The organism is Neisseria sp. HMSC31F04, assembly GCF_001807735.1.
In the GTDB taxonomy this organism is placed as follows: Bacteria; Pseudomonadota; Gammaproteobacteria; order Burkholderiales; family Neisseriaceae; genus Neisseria; species Neisseria elongata.
Map to the genome: position 1 here is coordinate 72,862 of NZ_KV790793.1, position 21,089 is coordinate 93,950.

Consider the following 21,089-nt stretch of genomic DNA (forward strand, 5'->3'; position numbering starts at 1 on the left):
GGATTTTAGTTGCCTTGAGGGGCCAACAGGGCTTTTTCCAATCGTTTTTTATTGACTTCGGACTGTTTTTGTATGTATTTGCGGACAATGCCGTCAATCGCTGTATCTTGTTGCATATTGGATCGGGTTGACCAAATGGCAGCGGAAAGGGTGAGGTCTACATGGTTAGGGTGTTGGGCGGCAGCTGTTTGGGCTTTGATGATGTAGTCAACGATACGTTCGATCGCTTTCGGATTGCCGGTGGCGAAATAAGTTACCCAATGAAAATCCAGTGATGCAGCGGAAATGATGGGTTCTTGAAGTGGATGGAGGCTTTTGCTTTTTTTGAGGTTGTTTTTAAGCTCGGTATTTAATGTCAGGCTGTCAAGGCAGGTTTTGGCTTGATGCGTGCCTGTCAGGGCGAGGGTGTAGGCGGAAAAGGTCAGGGCGTCGCCTCGGTAGGTTCGGATTTTGTCACACCAAATGGTGCTGCCTCGGGGATATTTTTGCAGCACTTGCGTGCCCCATGCAAGGGTGGTTTCGCGCATGATATTGGCTTTGACAATCTGGTCCATTAGAGAAGCAGCACGTTCGGCAGAGGGATTTTTGTAGAAGACGGCGATATCCTTTCCTACTTTATATGCCGAATCTGATTGGGGGGCGGCTGTGGCGTGCAAACTGAGTAACAGGACGGTGATGCTGACAAGGATTTTTTTCATGGTTGTTTCTTTCAGTGTTGATGTTTCAGACGGCCTCAATCTGGCACTTGAGGCCGTCTGAAAATTAGACTCGGTCATTATAAAGCCAGTTTTCAAATAATTCTCGGTCGGTAATGTAGAGGACGGCGGTATCGGCTTCGGCAGCTTGGACGATAATGTCGGCGACGTACAGGATGCCGGTGCGGAAGTAGTGGAGGCAGGCGGTGGCGCCGATGGGGAGTTGCGCCCACTGTGCGGCAAGGTCGGTGCAGGCGTAGCCGTCGATGGCGATGATTTTGTCCTGCGGGCAGAGGGCGGCGTTTTCTGCGCTGCCGCCGTTGAAGACGTGGGTCAGGGTGGCGTGGTCGCTGTTTTGTTTGAACCTTGCGCCGAAGTCGGAGGCGGGGGCAGGCGTTTCGGTTGGCGGTTCGGGCAGGAATGCGCCGCCGTGTCCGCGCGGTTGTGCCTGCCATTGCAGCCCGATGCCTATGGTGGCGAGGAGTTCGGTAAGGGGCAGGTCTGTTGTGGTGTAGAGGGTCGTCTGAAAAAAGTCTTCGAGGTCTAGGCCGGTAAACGCTTGGCAACGGGCTTGCCATTGTTTTTCGGGAATGCCTTGCCGAGTGTCCAGCCAATCGCGGTAGTGTTGCTGCATGACGTTGTCGAGGGTGTGTCGCCCGCTGCTTTTGCTGCGGATGGCGAGGTCAAGGCAGAGGGCGGCAAGTGCGCCTTTTTGGTAGTAGCTGACGATGGCGTTTGGGCTGTTTTCGTCTTGTTTGTAGAATTTGTTCCAAGCGGTGAAGCTGGATTCGGCAAGACTTTGTTTCAGACGACCTTTGGTTTGCTGCACGCGGGTGATGCTTTGGGCGAGCAGGCGCAGGTAGGCTTCGGGGGAGATGGTGCGGCTTCGGGCGAGGGAGAGGTCGTCGTAGTAGGAGGTGATGCCTTCAAATGCCCAGAGTTGCTCGGTGTAGTTTTCGCGGTCGAGGTCGTAGGGGGCGAAGGCGGCGGGTTTGATGGATTTGACGTTCCAGGCGTGGAAGTATTCGTGTGAGAACAATCCGAGCAGTTGGGTGTAGGCGTCGTTGGCTTCGGTCATGCCGTGCGGCGGCAGACTGTGGCGGTCGGCGAGCAGGGCGGTGCTGCTAATGTGTTCAAGTCCGCCGTAGATGTTGTCGCCGACGTGGAGCAGAAAGAGGTAAGTCGTGAACGGGGCAGGGGAGGGGAACATTGCCAGTTCGGTTTTGCAGATTTTGCGGATGTCTGACACGATGCGGTCGCGGTCGAAATCGGGATAGTGGCCGCTTAAGGCGATGCGGTGTGGGATGCCGCCGGCTTCAAAATCGAGAAATTCGATGTTGCCCAGTTCGACAGGGTGGTCGATTAAGTCGTGGTATGAGGCCGTCTGAAAAGTATTTGAGCCTGTCGTCGGCATGCTGGTTGCGATGCGCCATTCCTTAGGAAGGTCGTTGAAGCTTAGGCTGTGGGTGTCTTTCAGGCGGCCTTCTATGGAGAAAAACAGGCAGCTGCCGTCGAAAAAACCGCGATTGGTGTCTAAGAATGAGCCGCGAACCGATAAATCGAAGGCGTAGACGGTATATCGGATTACCCAATGTCCGGATTTTGGGCTGGTCTGCCAGATGTTTTTTGCTGTTTGCGATAAGGCGGCAGATTGCCCGTCGCATTCTGCACTCATTGTAATGATGTGGCGGGAAAAGTCGCGAATCAAGTAACTGCCTGGTACCCAGTTTGGTAGTTTGAGAACGGCTGAAGAGTCAGAAGGATTTTGAAATTTAAGGGTAATATGCCATTGATGGGCTTTGGGGTTGGGAGTTAGGGTATAGGTAATCATGATAAAAATTTATCGGCTTGATGCAATAAAGCAATGTTAAGAATTATTTGGTTGGTGTCAAATCATAAATTAGTTAAAATCTATAACCTTGTAAAGTGTATGGGAATTTAGTGTAAAGAAAATGGATTTTTCTTGACAAAAGTCCATATTTTTGGTTGATGTCGCCATTATGGCAGCCGAAAGGCAGTCTGCCAAGATATTCCCAATGCTCGTTCGGTAAAACGGCTGTCGAATGGTTTGATGCGGCAGTCGGAGCAAATTGATGGAAACGGCTTTCGCGGGAACCGGCAACGGATGCCCGCTAAAGCAGCTATTTATTTTCCGTGTTTAATGGAGACTTTCATGGAAGCGCAAACTTATAACTACAAAGTAGTGCGGCAGTTCGCCGTTATGACTGTAGTTTGGGGGGTGGTGGGTATGCTGGTCGGCGTGATTGCTGCTGCCCAGTTGTTTTTACCCTCACTCAATCTGTCTGAGATTGGTCCGTGGTTTCACTTCGGACGAATCCGTCCGCTGCACACCAATGCTGTGATTTTCGCCTTTGGTGGCTGCGGTTTGATTGGTACCTCATATTATGTGGTGCAGCGTACTTGTAATACACGCCTGTTCGGCGGCTGGCTGGCTGCATTCACCTTTTGGGGTTGGCAGGCTGTTATTTTAGCCGCAGCCATCAGTTTCCCATTGGGTTACACTCAAGGTAAGGAATATGCCGAGCTGGAGTGGCCGATTGATATTTTGATTACATTGGTGTGGGTGGCCTACGCGGTTGTATTCTTCGGAACAATTGCCAAACGTAAGGTCAAACATATCTATGTGGCCAACTGGTTCTATGGCAGCTTTATTTTGGCGGTTGCTTTGCTGCATATCGTGAACAACCTCAGCCTGCCTGTCGGGTTGATGAAATCGTATCCGGTTTATGCAGGTGCAATTGATGCGATGGTTCAGTGGTGGTATGGCCATAATGCCGTGGGCTTCTTCTTAACTGCCGGCTTCTTGGGCATGATGTATTACTATGTGCCGAAACAGGCAGGCCGTCCGGTTTATTCTTACCGCTTGTCTGTCGTTCACTTCTGGGCCTTGATTTTTACCTATATGTGGGCAGGTCCTCACCATCTTCACTACACCGCTTTGCCGGATTGGACTCAATCTGTCGGCATGGTGCTTTCTCTGATTCTGTTTGCACCGTCTTGGGGCGGCATGATCAACGGTATTATGACCTTGTCCGGTGCATGGCATAAATTGCGTACCGACCCTATTCTGAAATTCTTGATCGTATCTTTGTCGTTCTACGGTATGTCTACCTTTGAAGGTCCGATGATGTCGATTAAAACCGTCAATGCTTTGAGCCACTATACTGATTGGACTGTCGGCCATGTGCATGCCGGTGCGTTGGGTTGGGTAGGTTTTGTAACCATCGGTTCGATTTACTATATGATTCCACGATTGTTCGGTCAAAAAGAAATGTATAGTACTAAATTGATTGATGCCCATTTTTGGATCGCGACCATCGGTGTGGTTCTGTATATCGCCTCCATGTGGATCGCAGGTGTGATGCAAGGTCTGATGTGGCGTGAAATGAATCCCGACGGTACATTGACTTACTCTTTCGTTGAAAGTGTGAAGGAAAGCAAACTGTATTATGCAATTCGTTTTTCAGGCGGCCTGTTATATTTGAGCGGTATGCTTATTATGGCTTACAACACTTACCGTACTATTGCCAACGGTAAACCGGTTGAAGCTGAAATTCCCGCCATATCTGAAGCGCAACATCACTAAACAAAAAGACGGGCTACCAAAATGAAATTACAACAATTAGTCGAAGAAAAAGTAGGCATACTTATCGTATTTACCCTGCTGGTGGTTAGCGTGGGTTTGCTGATCGAAGTCGTACCTCTGTTTTTCTCACCTGCTGTTACTCAACCGATTAAGGGAGTAAAGCCCTACAATGCGCTGCAGGTGGCGGGACGTGATATCTATGTGCGTGAAGGTTGTTACAACTGTCACTCGCAAATGATTCGTCCTTTCCGCGCAGAGACCGAGCGTTACGGTCATTACTCCGTTGCCGGTGAATCGGTTTATGACCGTCCGTTCCAATGGGGTTCCAAACGTACAGGACCTGATTTGGCACGTGTAGGCGGCCGCTATTCCGACGAATGGCATCGCATCCATTTGCTCAATCCTCGTGATGTCGTACCTGAGTCCAATATGCCTGCCTTCCCATGGCTGGCGCGCAACAAGGTTAATCCTGACCAAATCGTGGCGCACATGAAAGGGCTGCAAACTCTCGGTACTCCCTACACTGATGAAGAAATCGCCAAAGCACCGGAAATGCTGAAAGATAAATCCGAATTGGATGCGGTAATCGCTTATCTGCAAGGATTGGGCTTGGCGTTGAAAAACGTAAGGTAACATCATGGACGTTAATTGGGCGCGCAGTCTGTTTACAGTATTAGTGTTTATCTGCTTCATGTTGGTGCTGTATATCGTGATGAACAAACGAAACAAATCGAATTACGATGAAGCATCCCGCAGCATCATTGAAGATGACGATACTGCACATGATGATAACGATAATAACGGTGCCGCCCGATAAACCGTGGCCACGGAGCTAAAATAATGAACACAACTTCACATTTCACCAGTGATTTCTGGAACTATTACATTATCGGCATAGTCGTATTGAGCTTTATCGGCCTGATATGGCTTTTGCTTTCACAAAACAAGGTCAAACCGCCTAAAAAAGGAGAGGATGTCGATACCACAGGCCATAACTGGGATGGTATTGAAGAATACAACAACCCCATGCCGCGCTGGTGGTTCTTCCTTTACATCGGGACTTGGCTGTTCGGTATCGGCTATTTAGTGTTATATCCCGGCTTAGGCGATTTTGGCGGTATCGGATTCGGCGGTAAAAAATGGACCAGTATCGAGCAATACCACGAAGAAGTGGCGCAAGCCGAGCAGAGCTACAAACCGCTTTACGACAAATATGCCAAAATGCCGGTTGAACAAGTTGCAAAAGATCCTGCAGCACAAAAAATAGGTAAAAACCTGTTTGATACTTACTGTATTCAGTGTCACGGCTCAGATGCCAAAGGTGCGCGCGGTTTCCCGAATTTGACCGATTCCGATTGGTTATTTGGCGGTACTCCGGAAAAAATTCATGAGACCATTGTTAAAGGCCGTACTGGTGTAATGGATTCATGGGGTCCGAAATTGGGTGAAGAGCGTGTTAAGGATGTTGCACACTATGTCATGTCGTTGTCCAAACCTGCGGAACAATATGATGCAGTTCGTGCAGAACGCGGTAAAGAACTGTTTAACGGCCCGCCTGCAAACTGCTTTGCCTGCCATGGCGACAAAGGCCAAGGTATTCGTGGTTCCGGCCCGAATCTGACTGACGACGTATGGTTGTGGGGTGGTACTCAAAAAGCCATTATTGAAACCATTACCAATGGCCGCCATAATCAAATGCCGGCCTGGGAAGGCTTCTTGGATAAAGACAAAATCCATCTTTTGACCGCTTATGTTTGGGGTTTGTCGCATAAAGACGGCAAGGCGCAGAAAACCGATACCGAAAATGTATTAGGCGCGAAAGCTGCGGCGGCTGCCGAAGCCGCAACAGCCGAGAAGAAAAAAGCAGATGCCGAAGCTGCAGCCAAAGCTGTGTCTGAAAGTACAACTGCTGCTTCTGCACCTGTTGCCGACAAACCGGCTGAGGCTGCTTCAGGCAAACTCGCCGAGGCGGCACCTGCTGCAGCGGCAGACGGTAAGAAAGTGTTTGACGGATTGTGCTTTGGTTGTCACGGTGCCAATTCGGCCATTCCGAATACGCCGCGTCTGACTCATAAAGACGAATGGGCTCCGCGCATCAAAAAAGGCAAAGATACCTTGTTTAAGCATGCTCTCGAAGGTTTCCAAGATAAAGGCATGATGCCGGCCAAAGGCGGAAATACCGAATTGAGCGATGATGAGGTAAAAGCTGCCGTTATCTATATGGTGAATGAATCCGGTGGTAAATTCTGATAAGGCTGCACAACAAAAGGGAATACCTAATCGGGTATTCCCTTTATTTTCTTTATTTTATGGAAGGCCGTCTGAAAATCGTTTTCCAGACGGCCTTCCATTTAGAATGGTAGCTGTTTAATTGTCAAAAGTGTTGCAGCGGTTGATGTCGCCGCTTTCAAAGCCGCGTTTAAACCAATACATGCGCTGCGCCGAGCTGCCGTGGGTAAAGCTGTCGGGTACGGCATAACCCTGACTGCGTTTTTGCAGGGTGTCGTCGCCCACGGCTTCGGCCGCATTGATTGCTTCCTCTATGTCGCCTTCTTCCAGCAAGTCCTGCCGCTGCGCGTCTTTCGCCCAAATCCCGGCGAAGCAGTCGGCCTGCAGTTCGAGTTTTACCGATAATTTGTTGGCTTCGGTTTTGCCCGCCTGTTGCTGCATCTGATGCACTTGCGGCAGGATGCCCAGCAGGTTTTGCACATGGTGGCCGACTTCATGCGCGATGACGTAGCCGAAGGCCGTATCGCCTGCCGCACCGAGTTTGGTGCGCATCTCTTCGTAGAACGACAAATCGAGGTAAACCTTTTTATCAGCCGGGCAGTAAAACGGCCCCATCGCCGCCTGACCCATACCGCAGGCGGTGCGTGTGCCGCCGGTATACAGTACCAGAGTGGTGGGCGTATAGCGGGCATTGCGTTTGGCAAAGTAATCGGCCCAGGTTTTTTCCGTATCGGCCAACACCACGCCCGCCAATTCTCTCAGTTGTGCCTCCTGCTTGCTTTCCACGACGGTTTGCTGTGCTCCGCCGCTCAGCTGCTGCGCTCCGCCCACCAGGCCGGACAAATCGACGCCGTAGTACGCACCTACCAGCACGACGATGATGCCGATGATGCCCATCCCGCCGCCGCCTCCACCACCGCCGCTTCCTCGGCGGTCTTCAATGTTAGAGCTTTGTTCACGTCCCTGCCAACGCATAAATTTGTTCCTTTTCGATAGTTTATTGATTGATTGATGTTTGGTGTGCGGAGATGTGTGAGGCCGTCTGAAAAACCGCCACCGCAATCCTCGCAATGTTTTTTATGTCCCATTTGGGTGCACCGAGCCGTGCTTATCTGTGCCGCCTATAAATATGGACTCCGAAAACAATCCGAAACGTATTTTTCAGACGGCCTTTACCATTCGCCCCGTTTCAGCTTCTCGATTTGACGGCGGTCGCGCTTGGTCGGACGGCCTTCGGGGTAGGCCGCACTGATGCGGGATGCCTGATCGAGCAGCTTCTGCTGTTCGCGCTTTGCGGCCACTTCTTCGTTTTCACGGTACAGCAGCCTCGCTTCGGGAGCGGGGCGGCGTTGGTGGTTCAACGCCTGTACGGTGATTTCGTATGGCAGCGAATTGAGCGTGAGGTGCAGCACATCGCCCGCCGCGATATTTTTACTGTTTTTCACTTTCGCGCCATTGACCAGCACGCGGCCGAGTTCGATGTGTTTCTGCGCCAAGGCGCGGGTTTTGAAAAAACGGGCGGCCCACAGCCATTTGTCGAGCCGCATTGTTTGTCCGTCTTCCATGATTTACCCTTTGTCATTATAGAAGTGCGAGTGTAACACGGACGGTGCGTCCGGATGTCGGGTTGCTGCCGCACGGCACGATATTCTGCTTGCCTGCCTACCGTTTATCGCGTAAATTTCGCGTTTTTTCGCCAAGCGGCGCGGATTAGCGTATCATTCCGCACAAATATTTATTCTTCAGCGAGAACGTTCAGCATGAAACCCGTCTTTCTTGATTTCGAGCAGCCGATTGCCGAATTGACCAACAAAATCGAAGAACTGCGTTTCGTCCAAGGCGAATCCGCCGTGGACATCAGCGATGAAATCGAACGCCTGCAGAAAAAAAGCAACGAGCTGACCAAATCCATCTACGCCAAGCTCACGCCTGCACAAGTTTCCCAAGTTTCCCGCCATCCGCAGCGTCCCTATACTTTGGACTACATCTCCGCGCTCTGCACCGATTTCCAAGAATTGCACGGCGACCGCCACTATGCCGACGATTACGCCATCGTCGGCGGTTTGGCGCGGTTTAACGGCCAAAGCGTCGTCGTCATCGGCCACCAGAAAGGCCGCGACACCAAAGAAAAAATCCGCCGCAACTTCGGCATGCCGCGCCCAGAAGGCTACCGCAAAGCCCTGCGCCTGATGCATCTGGCGGAAAAATTCCGCCTGCCCGTACTGACCTTCGTCGATACGCCCGGAGCCTATCCCGGCATCGGTGCGGAAGAGCGCAACCAATCCGAAGCCATCGGCAAAAACCTGTACGAACTGACCAAGCTGAAAGTGCCGGTCATCTGCACCATCATCGGCGAAGGCGGTTCCGGCGGCGCGCTGGCGATTGCCGTGGGCGACTTTGTCAATATGCTGCAATATTCCACTTATTCCGTGATTTCGCCCGAAGGCTGCGCCTCGATTTTGTGGAAAACGGCGGAAAAGGCCGCAGATGCCGCCGCCGCCTTGGGCATTACCGCCGACCGCCTGCAAAAATTGAATCTGGTGGACAAAGTCATCGAAGAACCGCTGGGCGGCGCACACCGCAATCACGGCGAACTGATGCAGCGTTTGCGCGAAGTGCTGGCCGAACAGCTCCGCACCGCCCAAGACATGCCGTTGTCCGACCTGCTCGACCGCCGTTTCGACCGCATCATGGCCTACGGCCAATTTGTCGAAAAATAACGCATTGCCGCAATAGGAAGGCCGTCTGAAAACAGGGTTCGAACACGCTCCCCTTTTCAGACGGCCTTTTTGCTTTCCCCCTTTCCCAACCGAGTCCCGCCATGCAAACCGCCGTTTGGAACGACATCCCGCCCTTGTGCGAACTGCTTGCCGCTGCCGCGCGCAACCGCCGCCTTGCCGTCTGCCTGCCCGAAAAACGCATCCCCCGCTTCGAACCGTCCGAACAACCCGACGAGGCGGAATGCCGTTTCCTGCAACACTGGTCGCAACAATCCGCCTGCCTGCAATTTGCCGCCGCCAACATCCTGCACGGCTTACTGCCGCAAGGTGCGGAACTCTGGCTGATGCCGCCCGCCGCTGCCGACTGCTTGTCCGACTATTTTTCAGACGGCCTCGAATGGCAGACGGAAGCCCGCCCGCAAAGCCCTGCCGCCGCACAAAAACCTTGGTTCAGGCCGTCTGAAAACCGAAACGGCGCACCGCCCGAACACGTCGCCGTCATCGGTGCCGGCATTGCCGGGGCGGCTACCGCCCGCGCATTGGCGGAACGCGGCGTGCGGGTCAGCGTATTGGAAGCACGCACCGCCGCCCATGCCGCCAGCGGCAACCGTCAAGGCCTGCTGTATGCCAAAATTTCCGCCCACGATACCGAACAGACCGAACTGCTGCTCGGCGGCTACGGCCACAGCCGCCGCCTGCTCGACCGCCTGCTGCCCGACGGCGGCTGGCAGCCCTGCGGCGTACTCCACCTCAACCACAGCCCCGCCGAAGAAAAACGCAACCGCCGCCTCGCCGCCCAAGATTGGCACGCCCACCTTTATCGCGGCGTCAGTGCGGCCGAAGCGTCCGAACTGGCGGGCATCGACCTGTCTTCAGATGGCCTCTACTGGCCGCAGGGCGCGTGGCTGCATCCGCCCGCACTCGTCCGTGCCTTACTCGCCCACCCGAATATCCGCCTGTATGAAGGGCAACCGTTGCTGTCGGCACAATACTGTGCCCCGCATTGGCGGCTGGATACGCCGCAGCACACCCTGTCTGCCGATCACATCGTGTACTGCGCCGGCGCAGCCTCGCCGCAACAGCCGCCGCTTGCCGCCCTGCCGTGGCAGCTGATACGCGGCCAAACCAACCTTGCCGCCGCCACCGCCTACACAGGCCGTCTGAAAACCGCCCTGTCGGCCGCCAGCTACATCAGCCCCGCATGGGAAGGGCGGCACTGCTACGGCGCGAGTTTCGTGCCGCATGATGCCTGCGGCGACTGGCGCGACAGCGAGGCGGAACACAACCGGCAGGAGCTCGCCAGGCTGCACCCGCAACTGGCGGCCGAACTGACCGCCGCGCCGACGGTAAGCGGACACGCCGCCGTGCGTTGCGACAGCCCCGACCATCTGCCGACCGTCGGGCCGGTGGCCGATTATGCCGCCATGCGCGAGGTGTATGCCAAGCTGGCGCACGATAAAAACTACCCACTGTCCGATTCCTGTCCCTACCTGCCGAATGTGTGGGTAAACAGCGCGCACGGCAGCCGCGGGCTGGCTACCGCGCCGTGGTGCGCCGAAAGCATTGCCGCCCGCATCCTCGGCCTGCCCGACCCGCTCTCCCGCCGCCTGCGCGAGGCACTGCATCCCAACCGCCACATCGTCCGCGCCCTGGTGCGGCAGCATGAAGGCTGACGGTAAACCGCGGCCGTTTGGCGGCGCGGCAATATTGCTGAAAAACGCATGAAAGGCCGTCTGAAAAACCGTTTCGGACACGCCGGAATACCTTTCTGCCGGCAGAAACCGTTTTTTCAGACGGCTTGACGCCCAATATCGGTTAAAATGCCCGACTTTTGCAACTTTGATTGAAAGGCCGTCTGAAAACCTTTCGGCGGCAAACCGTAATATGTCCTCTACAAATCCTTCCAAATTGCGCTACTGGCTGCTGGCCGTCGGCGCGGTCATTCTCGACCAAATCACCAAATCCGCCGTTTTGGCAAAATTCGAAGATTACGAGCGTCTGGGCATCATCCCCGGCTTTTTCGATTTGACCTTGGTTTACAACACCGGGGCGGCCTTCAGCTTTCTCGCCACCGCCGGCGGCTGGCAGAAATATTTCTTCATCGTGCTGGCGGCAATCGTGTGCCTCTGGCTGGTCAACGCCGTGCGGAAAAACGAATTCGGCACTTGGGGTTCGTGGGGCGCGGCGATGGTAATCGGCGGGGCGGTTGGCAACGTCATCGACCGCTTCATCCACGGCAAAGTGGTGGATTTCCTGCTGTTCTATGGCGAAGGCTGGGCCTATCCCGCCTTCAACGTGGCCGACAGTTTTATCTGCGTCGGCGCGGTATTGCTGGTTATCGACGGGTTCATCAACAAAAGGCCGTCTGAAAAAGAAACGGTGGAAGGGCGGGAACAATGAGCGGCAAAACCATCATGCTGGCCAATCCGCGCGGCTTCTGTGCGGGCGTGGACCGCGCCATCAGCATCGTCGAGCGCGCGTTGGAAGAATTCGGCGCACCGATTTATGTGCGGCACGAAGTAGTGCACAACAAATTCGTGGTAGACAACCTGCGCGAAAAAGGTGCGGTTTTTATCGAGGATTTGGCCGACGTTCCGCCCGGCGCGACGCTGATTTATTCCGCCCACGGCGTATCGAAGGCCGTACAGGAAGAGGCTGCCGCGCGCGGTTTCCGCGTATTCGACGCCACCTGCCCGCTGGTAACCAAAGTGCACAAAGAAGTGGCGCGGCTTGATGCGCAAAACTACCAAATCATCATGATAGGCCACAAAGGCCATGTGGAAGTGGAAGGCACGATGGGGCAGCTTCCCGAAGGGCGGATGCTGCTGGTGGAAACCGTGGAAGATGCCGAACAGGTAATGCCCGACCATCCCGACCGCCTCGCCTACGTCAGCCAAACCACGCTGTCGGTGGATGAAACCAAAGACATCATCGCCGTATTGAACGCGCGTTTCCCCAACATCAAAAATCCGCATAAGGAAGACATCTGCTATGCCACCACCAACCGTCAAAAGGCAGTGAAGGATTTGGCGGAGGAATGCGACATCGTGATTGTGGTCGGCTCGCCCAATTCGTCCAACAGCAACCGCCTGCGCGAAGTGGCGGCGCAGCGCGGCGTGGAGGCTTATATGGTGGACAACGCCTCTTATCTGCGGCCGGAATGGTTTGAGGGCAAAAAACAGGTCGGCATCACCGCCGGCGCATCCGCTCCCGAAGTGCTGGTGCAGGAAGTGATTGCCGTGCTGACAGACTGGGGGCACGATATTTTGCGCGAAGGCGAGGGCGCGGAAGAAAGCATCGTCTTCGTGCTGCCGAAAGAATTGCGCGGCGGAAAAAATAAAGCGTGAAATAAGCAGAATAAAAAGGCCGTCTGAAAACTTGGGTTCCTACGGAACGGCATCGGGTTTTCAGACGGCCTTTTTACATCTGTTCAAGCTAATACAATATAACATTTTGAAAAACTTAAATAATTTTACAAAGGTTGTTAAGAATAATATATAGGGAAGAGTGGCAATCAGTATTTCCCCCTCTCTTTTTGTGAAAGGAAACATCATGAAAGCAATGGGTTATCACGGCGCAAACGACATCCGTTTTGAAGAAAAACCCCGTCCGCAGATTATCGATCCGACCGACGCGGTGGTGAAAATCGTCAAAACCACGATTTGCGGTACCGACTTGGGTATTTGGAAAGGCAAAAACCCCGAAGTCGCCGACGGTCGTATTCTCGGCCATTAAGGCATCGGTATTGTAGAAGAAGTCGGCGAGGCTGTAAAAAACATCAAAGTCGGTGATAAAGTCATTATTTCATGCGTCAGCAAATGCTGCACTTGCGACAACTGTAAAATCCAACTCTATTCACACTGCCGCAACGGCGGCTGGATTTTGGGCTACATGATCGACGGCACGCAAGCCGAATACGTCCGTACGCCTTATGCCGACAACAGCCTTGTTCCGCTGCCCGACAACGTCAACGAAGAAGTCGCCCTGCTGTTGAGCGACGCCTTGCCGACCGCCCACGAAATCGGCGTGCAATACGGCGATGTCAAACCCGGCGACACCGTATTCATCGCAGGTGCAGGCCCTGTCGGCATGTCCGCCTTGCTGACCGCCCAACTGTACAGCCCCGCCGCCATTATCGTGTGTGATATGGACGAAAACCGTTTGAAACTGGCGAAAGAGTTGGGCGCGACCCATACCATCAGCCCCGCTTCCGGCGACGTCTCCAAACAAGTTTTCGCCATCGTCGGCGAAGACGGCGTGGACTGCGCCATCGAAGCCGTCGGCATTCCCGCTACATGGAATATGTGTCAAGACATCGTCAAACCGGGCGGCCATATCGCCGTCGTCGGCGTGCATGGTCAATCCGTTGATTTCAAACTGGAAAAACTGTGGATTAAAAACCTTGCCATCACAACCGGTTTGGTAAACGCCAATACCACCGAAATGCTGATGAAGGCAATTTCCAGCAGCTCCGTCGATTACACCAAAATGCTGACCCACCGCTTCAAATTCAGCGAATTGGAAAAAGCCTACGACGTGTTCAAACATGCCGCCGAAAACCAAGCCATGAAAGTGGTTTTAGAAGCGGATTAACGGCATAGGGCGGGGCGGATTTCCCGCCCTGCCGCATCAGTCATGAAATAGGCCATCTGAAAAACCGGATGCTGGTTTTTCAGACGGCCTATTTGCGTATTGCATGATATGGCGGCATGATTTCCTATGCCGCCGCTTTGTTTGGGTTCGGTTTGAATGGGTAGCGGCAACGGATATGTTGGGAGGCCGTCTGAAAAGTTTTCATACGGCCTCTATGCCCAACGGCCTTTAATCGAAACGGATGACGTATTTGATTTCGCCGCCCGAAGATTGCGAACCGACACGGACGATGGCCTGGATGGTCCGGGTCAGTTGGTACACCAGCTTCACGGTCTGGCTGGCACTGGTCAGACCGAATTCGTAGCCGAGATAAAGCTCGCTTGAAAGCTGTTTGCCGACGGTCAAAACCTGCTCGGCCGGGTTGAGTTCGCCCGTTTGCGCGTTGCGGCTGCGCTTGCTGGTGAGGCCGAAATCGTCCACCAAGCCGATGCGGTCATTGATTTTTCCAGCCAGGAAGGCGCTGGCGGCGGCGGTCAAGGCGGCTTCGTCGCCGTCGCTGCCGCTGCTGGCGCGGTTCAGAATCAGCCAGGAGAGTTTGTCTTTTTCGCTCATCGGTTCGTTGGCAACGAGGGTAACGCGCGGGTTTTCCAAGTTGCCCAACACTTCCACCCCCGCGCCCACGGGCGACAGGTTGCGTACGGCGCGGATGTTGAGGTTCGGCCGCGACAGCGGGCCGACGAAGGACACGGTGCCTTTGGTGATGTTCAAATCCTGACCGTAGGCTTTGTATTTGCCTTTCACGACGGCAACCGTGCCGACGGCCTGAATGTCTTGTTTGGGTTGGGCGGTCAGTTTCAGACGGCCTCCGAGGGTAACGTCCACGCCTTCGCCGCGGAAGAAGACTTTGTCGTTCAAATCCAGGTCGATGTCCATGCTGAACGGAACGGAATCGCGGGTTTCTTTTTTCGGCTCGCCCAACACCACAACGTCGTCGTCCAATTCGGGCATGCCGGATTTTTGGAAACCGAAATTGCCTTCGTCCACTTTCAGGCTGCCGCCGAGGATGATGCCGTTTTTATAGCTATAACGAAAATGGGTGTTACCGCTGGCGGTCAGGCGGCGGCGGGGTTTGTCGAGGATGCCGTATTTGTCGAGAACGGCATCCACGTCCACTGCCGGCACGCCGCCGCCCCAGCCGACGGTGCCCGACAGGTTGATGTTACCGTTGCCGCGCTTGAAGAGCAGTGACTGTATCTGCCATTGCTGGCCGTTGAGGCGGGAACGCAGGCTGCCGTTGTCCAGAATCACGCCAAGGTCGCGGTTGACGTAATACAGGTTGTCGCCGTTGAGGTTGCCGCGGAGTTGCGGTTCGCCCACCCGCCCGCTGATAATCGTGTCGGCATTCAGTGTGCCGGTGATGCTTTGGCCGACCGGCATCAGGTTTTTCAGCGCGGCCAAGTCGGGAATGTCGATTTTCAGGTTGCCGCTGATTGGTGCCTGCATGATGGAATTGCCGAACTGCTGGCTGATGCCGACGTTGCCTACGATGTTGCCGTAGCGTGTTTTGCCGTTGATTTGGTTGTCGATGCGGCCGTTTTGGAAGCGGGTTTGCAGGGTCAGGCCGTTCAGTCCCAAGGCTTGTTTGCGGTAGGGCAAGACGATGTCGCCGCTGTGTTGGCGAACGTTGAGGAAGCCGCGTGCGTTTTGGCTGTACGCCAAATCCCAGTCGGCGGACAGCACCAGATTGTGTTCTACGGGCATTTTGAAGAAGCTCTCCAGTTCGGCCACGTTCAGATTGGCCGCCGTCCCTTTGCTGGTCAGGCCGTTTTTCTTGTCCCACACGAAGCTGTTCAGATTCAGACGGCCGCCCATCGCCGACCACTGCGCCGCGCCCAAGGCCACGCGTTCCGCACCTGCTTCCAAGCTCATGCGGTTTTGCAGTTTCAGGTTGAAGCCGCCGCTCAAGTCCAGCCTGCCGACTGTGCCCTTCCAGCGGTTTTCTTTGTCCAGCCCGCCGTCGGCTTCCAAATCGAGTTTGTAGTTTTTGCCGCCCATTGCCATGCTGCCGCTGCTGCGGATGCTGTGGCGCATGCCGGTGCCCGACACAGCGGCGTTGACGGTGTCGATGCGCGTGGATTCGCCCGAGCTACCCGGGATGACCAGTTCGCGGCCGTTGATTTGCAGGTTGAGCGGACGGCTGTAGTCGGGTGAGGCGGTGGCTTTGAAGTCGAGTTCGCGGATGTTGACCGCCTGTTTGACGCGCAGGTTGCGCACGCTGCCGGAAAGGTCGGCGGAGATGCTTTTCGGTTCGCCCGCGAGGAAGCCTTTCGCTGTCAGCGCGCCGCCGAGTCCGAAGCCGAATTTATCCAATTCGGGTGCGTTGATGTCGAGGTTGAGGCGGTCTCCCGCCTTGCCGAAGCTGCCGTCGGTTTTGACGCGGTTCCTGCCCAGGCGGATGTCGGCTGCCGCGCGTGCAAGATGTTGTTTTTCATAAAGCACGTCGGCATTGCCGCTCAATATTGCGCCGGACAGCACGCTGTTGCCGAACTGCATTTTGCCGCTGAATTTTTCTTCGGCCAGCACGCCGTTCAGTTTGATGTCGCCGTTGATGCTGCCGACGGGAAAGTCCGGGTGTAGTTTGCCGGGATTGAAGTTTTTGCTGGTCGCCTCCGCTTCGAGCAGGCGGTCGTTGAAGAATTCGAGTTTGCCTTTGATGTCTAATCCGCCGCCGTCTTTAGGCAGCAGGGAGGCTTTGATGATGTTGAGGCTGCGTTGGCCGTTGGCCGTGTCGTTGGCAATCGCCAGTTCGCCGGTGGAGCTGGCACGGTTGCCGCGGATATCCCATTTGGCCTGCGGTTCGCGGTAGGTGCCGTTCAGGAGCAGGCTGCCTTCGAATACGTCGTCGTATTTTATGCCGACGAAATCAGAGAAGGATGCGTTTTTCAGAACCGCTTCAAGTGCAAAGGTTTTTTTGTCGGTATCGGTTTCGCCGCCGAGTATCAGCGCGCCTTCTTCCAGTAGGGTGGCGGTTACGTCGTGTACTTTGAGTATCCCGCTGTCGCCGACGGTGAACTCGCCCAGTATGCTGCGGACGGGGATGCCATTTTGGTCGGCAGGTGCGGCCAGGCTGTTGGTCAGGTCGATGGAGCCTTCCAGTGCCAGCCCTTTTTGCGGCGAGGGGACGATGGTGGCGTCGAAGTCGAGGTCGGTCTGCGGGGCGGAGGGGACGAACTCAGCCAGGTTCAGCGCGTGGCCTTTAATCAGGATATGGTCGATTTGTTCGTCGAGGCTGTTTTCAAACGGGCCGACCAGGCCTTCGGCTTTGAGACTGACTTTGCCGCCGGCCAAATCGGCTTTGAAGGCGGTTCGGCGCAAGTCGCCCGATAAGAGGATTTCTCCGCCGCCCGCGATGCCTTCGAGTTCCGCACCGCCGCGTATGCTGCCTTGCAGGGCAAAGGGTGAGGCCGTCTGAATTTCCAGTTCGCCACCCGTGCTGCTCCATGGGGTTTGCAGGCTGGTCAGAGTCAGTTTGTGCCGTTTGTGGTCGTAGTCGTAGGCGGCTTCCGCACGGAGCAGGAAGGTGTTGCCCGCTTTGCCGCTGCTGATTTTGCCGACGCTTAGTTTGTCCAGTTTCACAGCCAGCGGCAGGCTGATGCTTTCGGGCAGTTTGGCCGGGCGTTCTTCTTTGGGCGGGGTCGGTTTGGCGGTGATGTGGAGGTCGCCGACGGATAGGTGCCGGATGTGGAGGAGGCCGTCTGAAAAGAGTTCCTGCGGCTGCCATTGCAGGCCGAGGCCGGAAACGGTCAAATCCGCGGAAGGGGTTTCGATGCGCCAGTCTTCGCCGCTGAAGCCGTGCCACAGTGTGCCTTTGAGGGTTTTGCTGCTGATTTTCACGCCGCCCAGTTCGGGCAGTGTGTACAGGCCGAAGCGCAGGCCGGATTCGGTGGCCGCGAGCCAATATAAAAAGCCGGCCGACGAAGCCGACAGCAGGACGGACGACCACAGAACGGTTTTCAACAGCCGGCGGGCCGGGGATTTGCCCGTGCGTGTTTTTTCAGACGGCCTTTTATTGTCGGGCGCGCCGTTTTCAGACGGCCTCTGCATATCTTCCTGTGCGGTCATTTAGAAACGTGTCCCTAAGCTGATGTGCCAACGGATGCGTTTGTCCTGATGTCCGTAGGCGATGTCGAATGAAAACGGCGCGACGGGGCTGAACCAGCGGACGCCGATGCCCGTGCCGTGTTTGAGTGTCATGTTTTTGAAACTGTGCGCCGCATCGCCCATGTCGTGGAAAATGGCGGCGGAAAAACTTCTGTTGATCGGATATTGGTATTCCACGCTGGCCACGGCGAGGGCGCGGTCGGGCAGCACCGCGCCGGACGGGCCTTTGATACCGATGCTGTCGAGTTCGTAGCCGCGCACGGAGGTTGCGCCGCCGGTGCGGAAACGCAGGGCGGAGGGCACGTCGTTACTTTCGCCCGCATTGACGAAGCCGATTTGCCCGCGCGCGACGAAGGTGCCGATTTTTTTGTTTTCCGGCGTGAAGTAATAGCCCGCGCTGCCGAGTACGCGCTGCATGGAGGATGAAGACAGCAGTTTGCCCAGTGTGGTGCCACCTTTGACATCGAGGTAGTAGCCGTTTTCCGGCCGCATTTGGGTTTCGATGCTCTGTTTTTTCCACGAGGCCGTCAGCATGGTGGCGTAGGAGTGTCCCAAGTCCACATGCGCATCGGGAATGCGGGCCTGGTCGCCGACGTATTCGATGCCGAGGCGCGATTCGATGTTGTTGCGGTCGCGCACATACCACATGCCCGCCGACCAGGTTTCGGTTTCCAGCTTTTGCGTGGTTTTGCGGTTGTAGGCGAGCGAGCTTGTCCAGTAATGGCCGTTGTTTTGGCGCGGCTGGCTGACGCCCAGCGCCACGGTTTGTTCGTATTTGTCGCCGGAGGCGACGAAGGAGCCGGTGTAGCCTTTATTGAACAGGTTGTAGTAGTCGTAACCGAACTTGCCGCCCAAACCGTATTCGGAATCGTAGCTGAGGCCGAGTTCGAGCTTGTGCTTTTTCATTTCCGACACGGTTACTTTTACCGGCACGCGGTCGCCTTCCAGACGGTCGAAATCGGCCTGCACGGACGCGCCGGAATAGTGGCTGTCCTGCTCCAAAGCCTGTTGGTAGTCGAGCAGCTTGTCCAAATCGTAGGGCGAGCCTGTGTCGAACTGCGCCAGTCCGCGCACGACGCTGACGGGATAGCGTTTGTTGCCGCTGATTTCAAATTCGCCGAAGTAAATTGGCCGCCCGCTGTCCACCGATACCGACAAGTCGGCCTGATGTTTGGTCGGGTCTACCGTGGCTTGGGTGGAGGAAAACTCGGCCAGCGGGTATTTTTTCCGCCGTACTGCCGACAAAACCGAACTTTTGCTGCCGCTCCATTCTTCTTGGCTGAATGTCGCGCCCACCGGCAGGCTCCAGTTTTCCATCGCCGAACGGTAATACGCGCCCAAATTTTCGTCTTGCAGCACATCGCCCAAAATGGCGACGCTGACGTTGTCGATTTTGGTTTGCGGCCCGCTGTCTACGCTCACCAGATAGCCTATGCCTTTGCGGCTGACGGTTACTTTGCCGTTGAAGTAGCCTTTGGTTTTCAGCATGGTCAGCACTTGTTCGGGGGCTTCTTCCGCCAGAAATTCCATCTGTTCGGCATCCAGCTCTTCTTCCAATTGCTGCGTAATCAGCGGCAGGTGCTCCTGCAGCATTTCTTTCACGTCGGCCGGCTGCGCCTCGATGCGCACCGGATATTTCAGTTTGAGAACGGCCGCGGCTTCGTCGCTTTTTGGACTTAATTTCGACTTTACCCGTTCGATAAGTGTTGGCTTGTCCGCTTCGTTTTGGCCGTCTGAATCGCTATTCGGCGTATCGGCAGCGGTGGCGGGCAGGCTGAGGGCAAGCAACAACATTAGGGCGGCAGGTCGTTTCATGGCGGTTGGTCGGGCGGTCGGATTGCGGAGTAAAGGGACGGATTGTAGCACTGTTTGATGGGTGCGGGCAGGCAGGTATGCAGGCGGTGCGTCGGCGGGAAATTGTGCCGTATTTGACCGGACGGCAGGTCGGCGGTAATCTGCACGCCCTTTTATCCGATACCTGTCCGATTATGCCGTCTGAAACCATCCTGATCATCCAACTTATGCACCACGGCGATGTTTTGCTGGCCACTGCCGCCGCCGATGCTTTGAAACAGGCCAATCCCGATTGCGCGGTCGATATGCTGGTGTACAAGGGTATGGAAGACATTGTTGCCGATAATCCGCTTATCCGCCATGTTTTGACGGTGGATAGGAATTGGAAGAAGCAGGGGGTCGGGTATCAGTTGCGGCAGGAGTATGCGCTGCTGCGCGAGATACGCGCCCAAGGCTACGATGTGGTTTTGAATTATTCCGACCGTTGGCGGGCAGGCTTGGCGGCGGTTTTCAGCGGCGCGCCCGTACGGTTGGCGTATCCCCGCGCGCGCGGCGGCAACGGGCTTTGGCGGCGGATGCACACTTCGGTCTTGCGGCAGCGGGAAGGCGTGCATGTCGTCGAGCGCAATCTGCATCTGCTTTCGCCGTTGAATCTGCCCGCTGCCGAATCGGGGCGCGTGCGGATGGCGGTTTCGGATGCCGTCCGCGCGTCGTTGCGGCAGAAGCTGGCGCAACAGGGTTGGACAGGTCAGGATTATGTTTTGCTGCATCCGGGGTCGCGCTGGTTTTTCAAATGCTGGCCGTCTGAAAATACGGCGCAAATCGTGCAAAGGCTGATTGACGGCGGCCGTGCGGTGGTTTTAACTGCCGCGCCAGACGCGCGCGAACATGCGATGTTGGAAGCGGTTCGGCGGCAGGTCGTGCCGTCTGAAGACGCGCCGCTGTTTGTGTTGGACGGTACGCTCAACCTGCGTGAATTGGCTGCCGCCATCGAAGGCGCGGAACTGTTTGTCGGGGTGGATTCCGTGCCCATGCACATCGCCGCCGCACTCGACAAGCCGCAGGTCGCTCTGTTCGGCCCCACGCGCCTGGAAAACTGGCGGCCGTATTCCGACCGCGCCACTGTGGTTTGGGCCGGCGACTACGGCGAGCTGCCGCATCCCGACCGGATAGACACGCGCGACGAACGTTCGCTGCTGACGGCGATTCCGACCGAGGTCGTTTGGCAGGCGGTGGAAGGACGCTTGGGCGGTTAAAAGGTGCGGTTTGGGCGGTTTTACCGCAGACGGG

The 21,089-nt window shown here is 55.6% G+C and carries 16 protein-coding genes and 1 pseudogene; 10 read left to right on the forward strand and 7 right to left on the reverse strand.

Translation table 11 applies throughout. The features are described from left to right. Nucleotides 1-5 precede the first annotated feature (5 nt). Both HMPREF3107_RS04750 and HMPREF3107_RS04755 read right to left on the reverse strand, forming a co-directional pair. A complete protein-coding gene (locus tag HMPREF3107_RS04750; protein WP_070454015.1) occupies nucleotides 6-698 on the reverse strand; it encodes a hypothetical protein in 693 nt (230 codons plus the stop codon). Nucleotides 699-762: 64 nt separating this feature from the next. Beyond that, on the reverse strand, nucleotides 763-2,526 hold the full coding sequence (locus HMPREF3107_RS04755) for a M61 family metallopeptidase (protein WP_070454017.1): 1,764 nt from the start codon (nucleotides 2,524-2,526) through the stop codon (nucleotides 763-765). A 342-nt stretch (nucleotides 2,527-2,868) separates the two neighbouring features. On the opposite strand from HMPREF3107_RS04755, the gene ccoN reads away from it, so the two are divergent. From ccoN to ccoP, 4 genes are read left to right on the forward strand one after another with little or no spacing between them, the layout of a single operon-like run. After that, nucleotides 2,869-4,302 carry a cytochrome-c oxidase, cbb3-type subunit I gene (ccoN, locus tag HMPREF3107_RS04760; protein WP_197712560.1) on the forward strand — a complete coding sequence of 478 codons (1,434 nt, stop codon included), beginning with the start codon at nucleotides 2,869-2,871 and terminating at the stop codon, nucleotides 4,300-4,302. Nucleotides 4,303-4,323: 21 nt separating this feature from the next. Then, on the forward strand, nucleotides 4,324-4,935 hold the full coding sequence (ccoO, locus tag HMPREF3107_RS04765) for a cytochrome-c oxidase, cbb3-type subunit II (protein WP_070454019.1): 612 nt from the start codon (nucleotides 4,324-4,326) through the stop codon (nucleotides 4,933-4,935). Nucleotides 4,936-4,939: 4 nt separating this feature from the next. Next, nucleotides 4,940-5,119 carry a cbb3-type cytochrome oxidase subunit 3 gene (locus HMPREF3107_RS04770; protein WP_003772978.1) on the forward strand — a complete coding sequence of 60 codons (180 nt, stop codon included), beginning with the start codon at nucleotides 4,940-4,942 and terminating at the stop codon, nucleotides 5,117-5,119. A gap of 23 nt (nucleotides 5,120-5,142) precedes the next feature. After that, nucleotides 5,143-6,552 carry a cytochrome-c oxidase, cbb3-type subunit III gene (gene ccoP, locus HMPREF3107_RS04775; protein ID WP_070454021.1) on the forward strand — a complete coding sequence of 470 codons (1,410 nt, stop codon included), beginning with the start codon at nucleotides 5,143-5,145 and terminating at the stop codon, nucleotides 6,550-6,552. 117 nt (nucleotides 6,553-6,669) lie between these two features. Here ccoP and HMPREF3107_RS04780 read toward each other — a convergent pair whose 3' ends face one another. Together HMPREF3107_RS04780 and HMPREF3107_RS04785 are read right to left on the reverse strand one after the other, a co-directional pair. Then, entirely contained in the window at nucleotides 6,670-7,506 is an 837-nt protein-coding gene (locus tag HMPREF3107_RS04780) for a KPN_02809 family neutral zinc metallopeptidase (RefSeq protein WP_070454023.1), read from the reverse strand. 197 nt (nucleotides 7,507-7,703) lie between these two features. Then, entirely contained in the window at nucleotides 7,704-8,096 is a 393-nt protein-coding gene (locus tag HMPREF3107_RS04785) for an RNA-binding S4 domain-containing protein (protein ID WP_003772972.1), read from the reverse strand. A 195-nt stretch (nucleotides 8,097-8,291) separates the two neighbouring features. Between HMPREF3107_RS04785 and HMPREF3107_RS04790 the strand changes: the two genes are divergently transcribed. The 5 genes and pseudogenes from HMPREF3107_RS04790 to HMPREF3107_RS04810 all read left to right on the forward strand — a co-directional run bounded on the left by HMPREF3107_RS04790 (nucleotide 8,292) and on the right by HMPREF3107_RS04810 (nucleotide 13,844). After that, entirely contained in the window at nucleotides 8,292-9,251 is a 960-nt protein-coding gene (locus HMPREF3107_RS04790) for an acetyl-CoA carboxylase carboxyltransferase subunit alpha (protein WP_049253668.1), read from the forward strand. Between the two features lie 101 nt (nucleotides 9,252-9,352). Then, on the forward strand, nucleotides 9,353-10,924 hold the full coding sequence (gene mnmC / locus HMPREF3107_RS04795; RefSeq protein ID WP_070454025.1) for an FAD-dependent 5-carboxymethylaminomethyl-2-thiouridine(34) oxidoreductase MnmC1: 1,572 nt from the start codon (nucleotides 9,353-9,355) through the stop codon (nucleotides 10,922-10,924). A 211-nt stretch (nucleotides 10,925-11,135) separates the two neighbouring features. Then, nucleotides 11,136-11,651: a signal peptidase II gene (lspA, locus tag HMPREF3107_RS04800; protein WP_070454027.1), complete on the forward strand. Its 516-nt coding sequence runs from the start codon at nucleotides 11,136-11,138 to the stop codon at nucleotides 11,649-11,651. Then, nucleotides 11,648-12,598, forward strand: a complete 951-nt coding sequence (gene ispH / locus HMPREF3107_RS04805) for a 4-hydroxy-3-methylbut-2-enyl diphosphate reductase (protein ID WP_070454029.1) — start codon at nucleotides 11,648-11,650, stop codon at nucleotides 12,596-12,598. The genes lspA and ispH overlap by 4 nt, the downstream gene beginning before the upstream one ends. A 205-nt stretch (nucleotides 12,599-12,803) precedes the next feature. Then, a pseudogene (locus tag HMPREF3107_RS04810) lies at nucleotides 12,804-13,844 on the forward strand (zinc-dependent alcohol dehydrogenase family protein). Here the strand turns inward: HMPREF3107_RS04810 and HMPREF3107_RS12080 are convergent. The 3 genes from HMPREF3107_RS12080 to HMPREF3107_RS04820 are packed head-to-tail and all read right to left on the reverse strand — an operon-like array spanning nucleotide 13,841 to nucleotide 19,820. Continuing rightward, nucleotides 13,841-14,014, reverse strand: coding sequence for a hypothetical protein (locus HMPREF3107_RS12080; protein WP_168160516.1), 174 nt, complete (start codon nucleotides 14,012-14,014; stop codon nucleotides 13,841-13,843). The pseudogene HMPREF3107_RS04810 and the gene HMPREF3107_RS12080 sit on opposite strands and share 4 nt — an antisense overlap. Nucleotides 14,015-14,072: 58 nt before the next feature. Continuing rightward, entirely contained in the window at nucleotides 14,073-17,966 is a 3,894-nt protein-coding gene (locus HMPREF3107_RS04815; protein WP_070454031.1) for a translocation/assembly module TamB domain-containing protein, read from the reverse strand. Continuing rightward, the gene (locus HMPREF3107_RS04820; protein ID WP_070454033.1) at nucleotides 17,967-19,820 is read right to left on the reverse strand and encodes an autotransporter assembly complex protein TamA; all 1,854 of its coding nucleotides are present in this window, start codon (nucleotides 19,818-19,820) and stop codon (nucleotides 17,967-17,969) included. Nucleotides 19,821-19,924: 104 nt separating this feature from the next. Here HMPREF3107_RS04820 and rfaQ point away from each other — a divergent pair, with 104 nt between their 5' ends. Next, nucleotides 19,925-21,055, forward strand: a complete 1,131-nt coding sequence (gene rfaQ / locus HMPREF3107_RS04825; RefSeq protein ID WP_246828590.1) for a putative lipopolysaccharide heptosyltransferase III — start codon at nucleotides 19,925-19,927, stop codon at nucleotides 21,053-21,055. The last annotated feature ends 34 nt before the right edge of the window (nucleotides 21,056-21,089 follow it).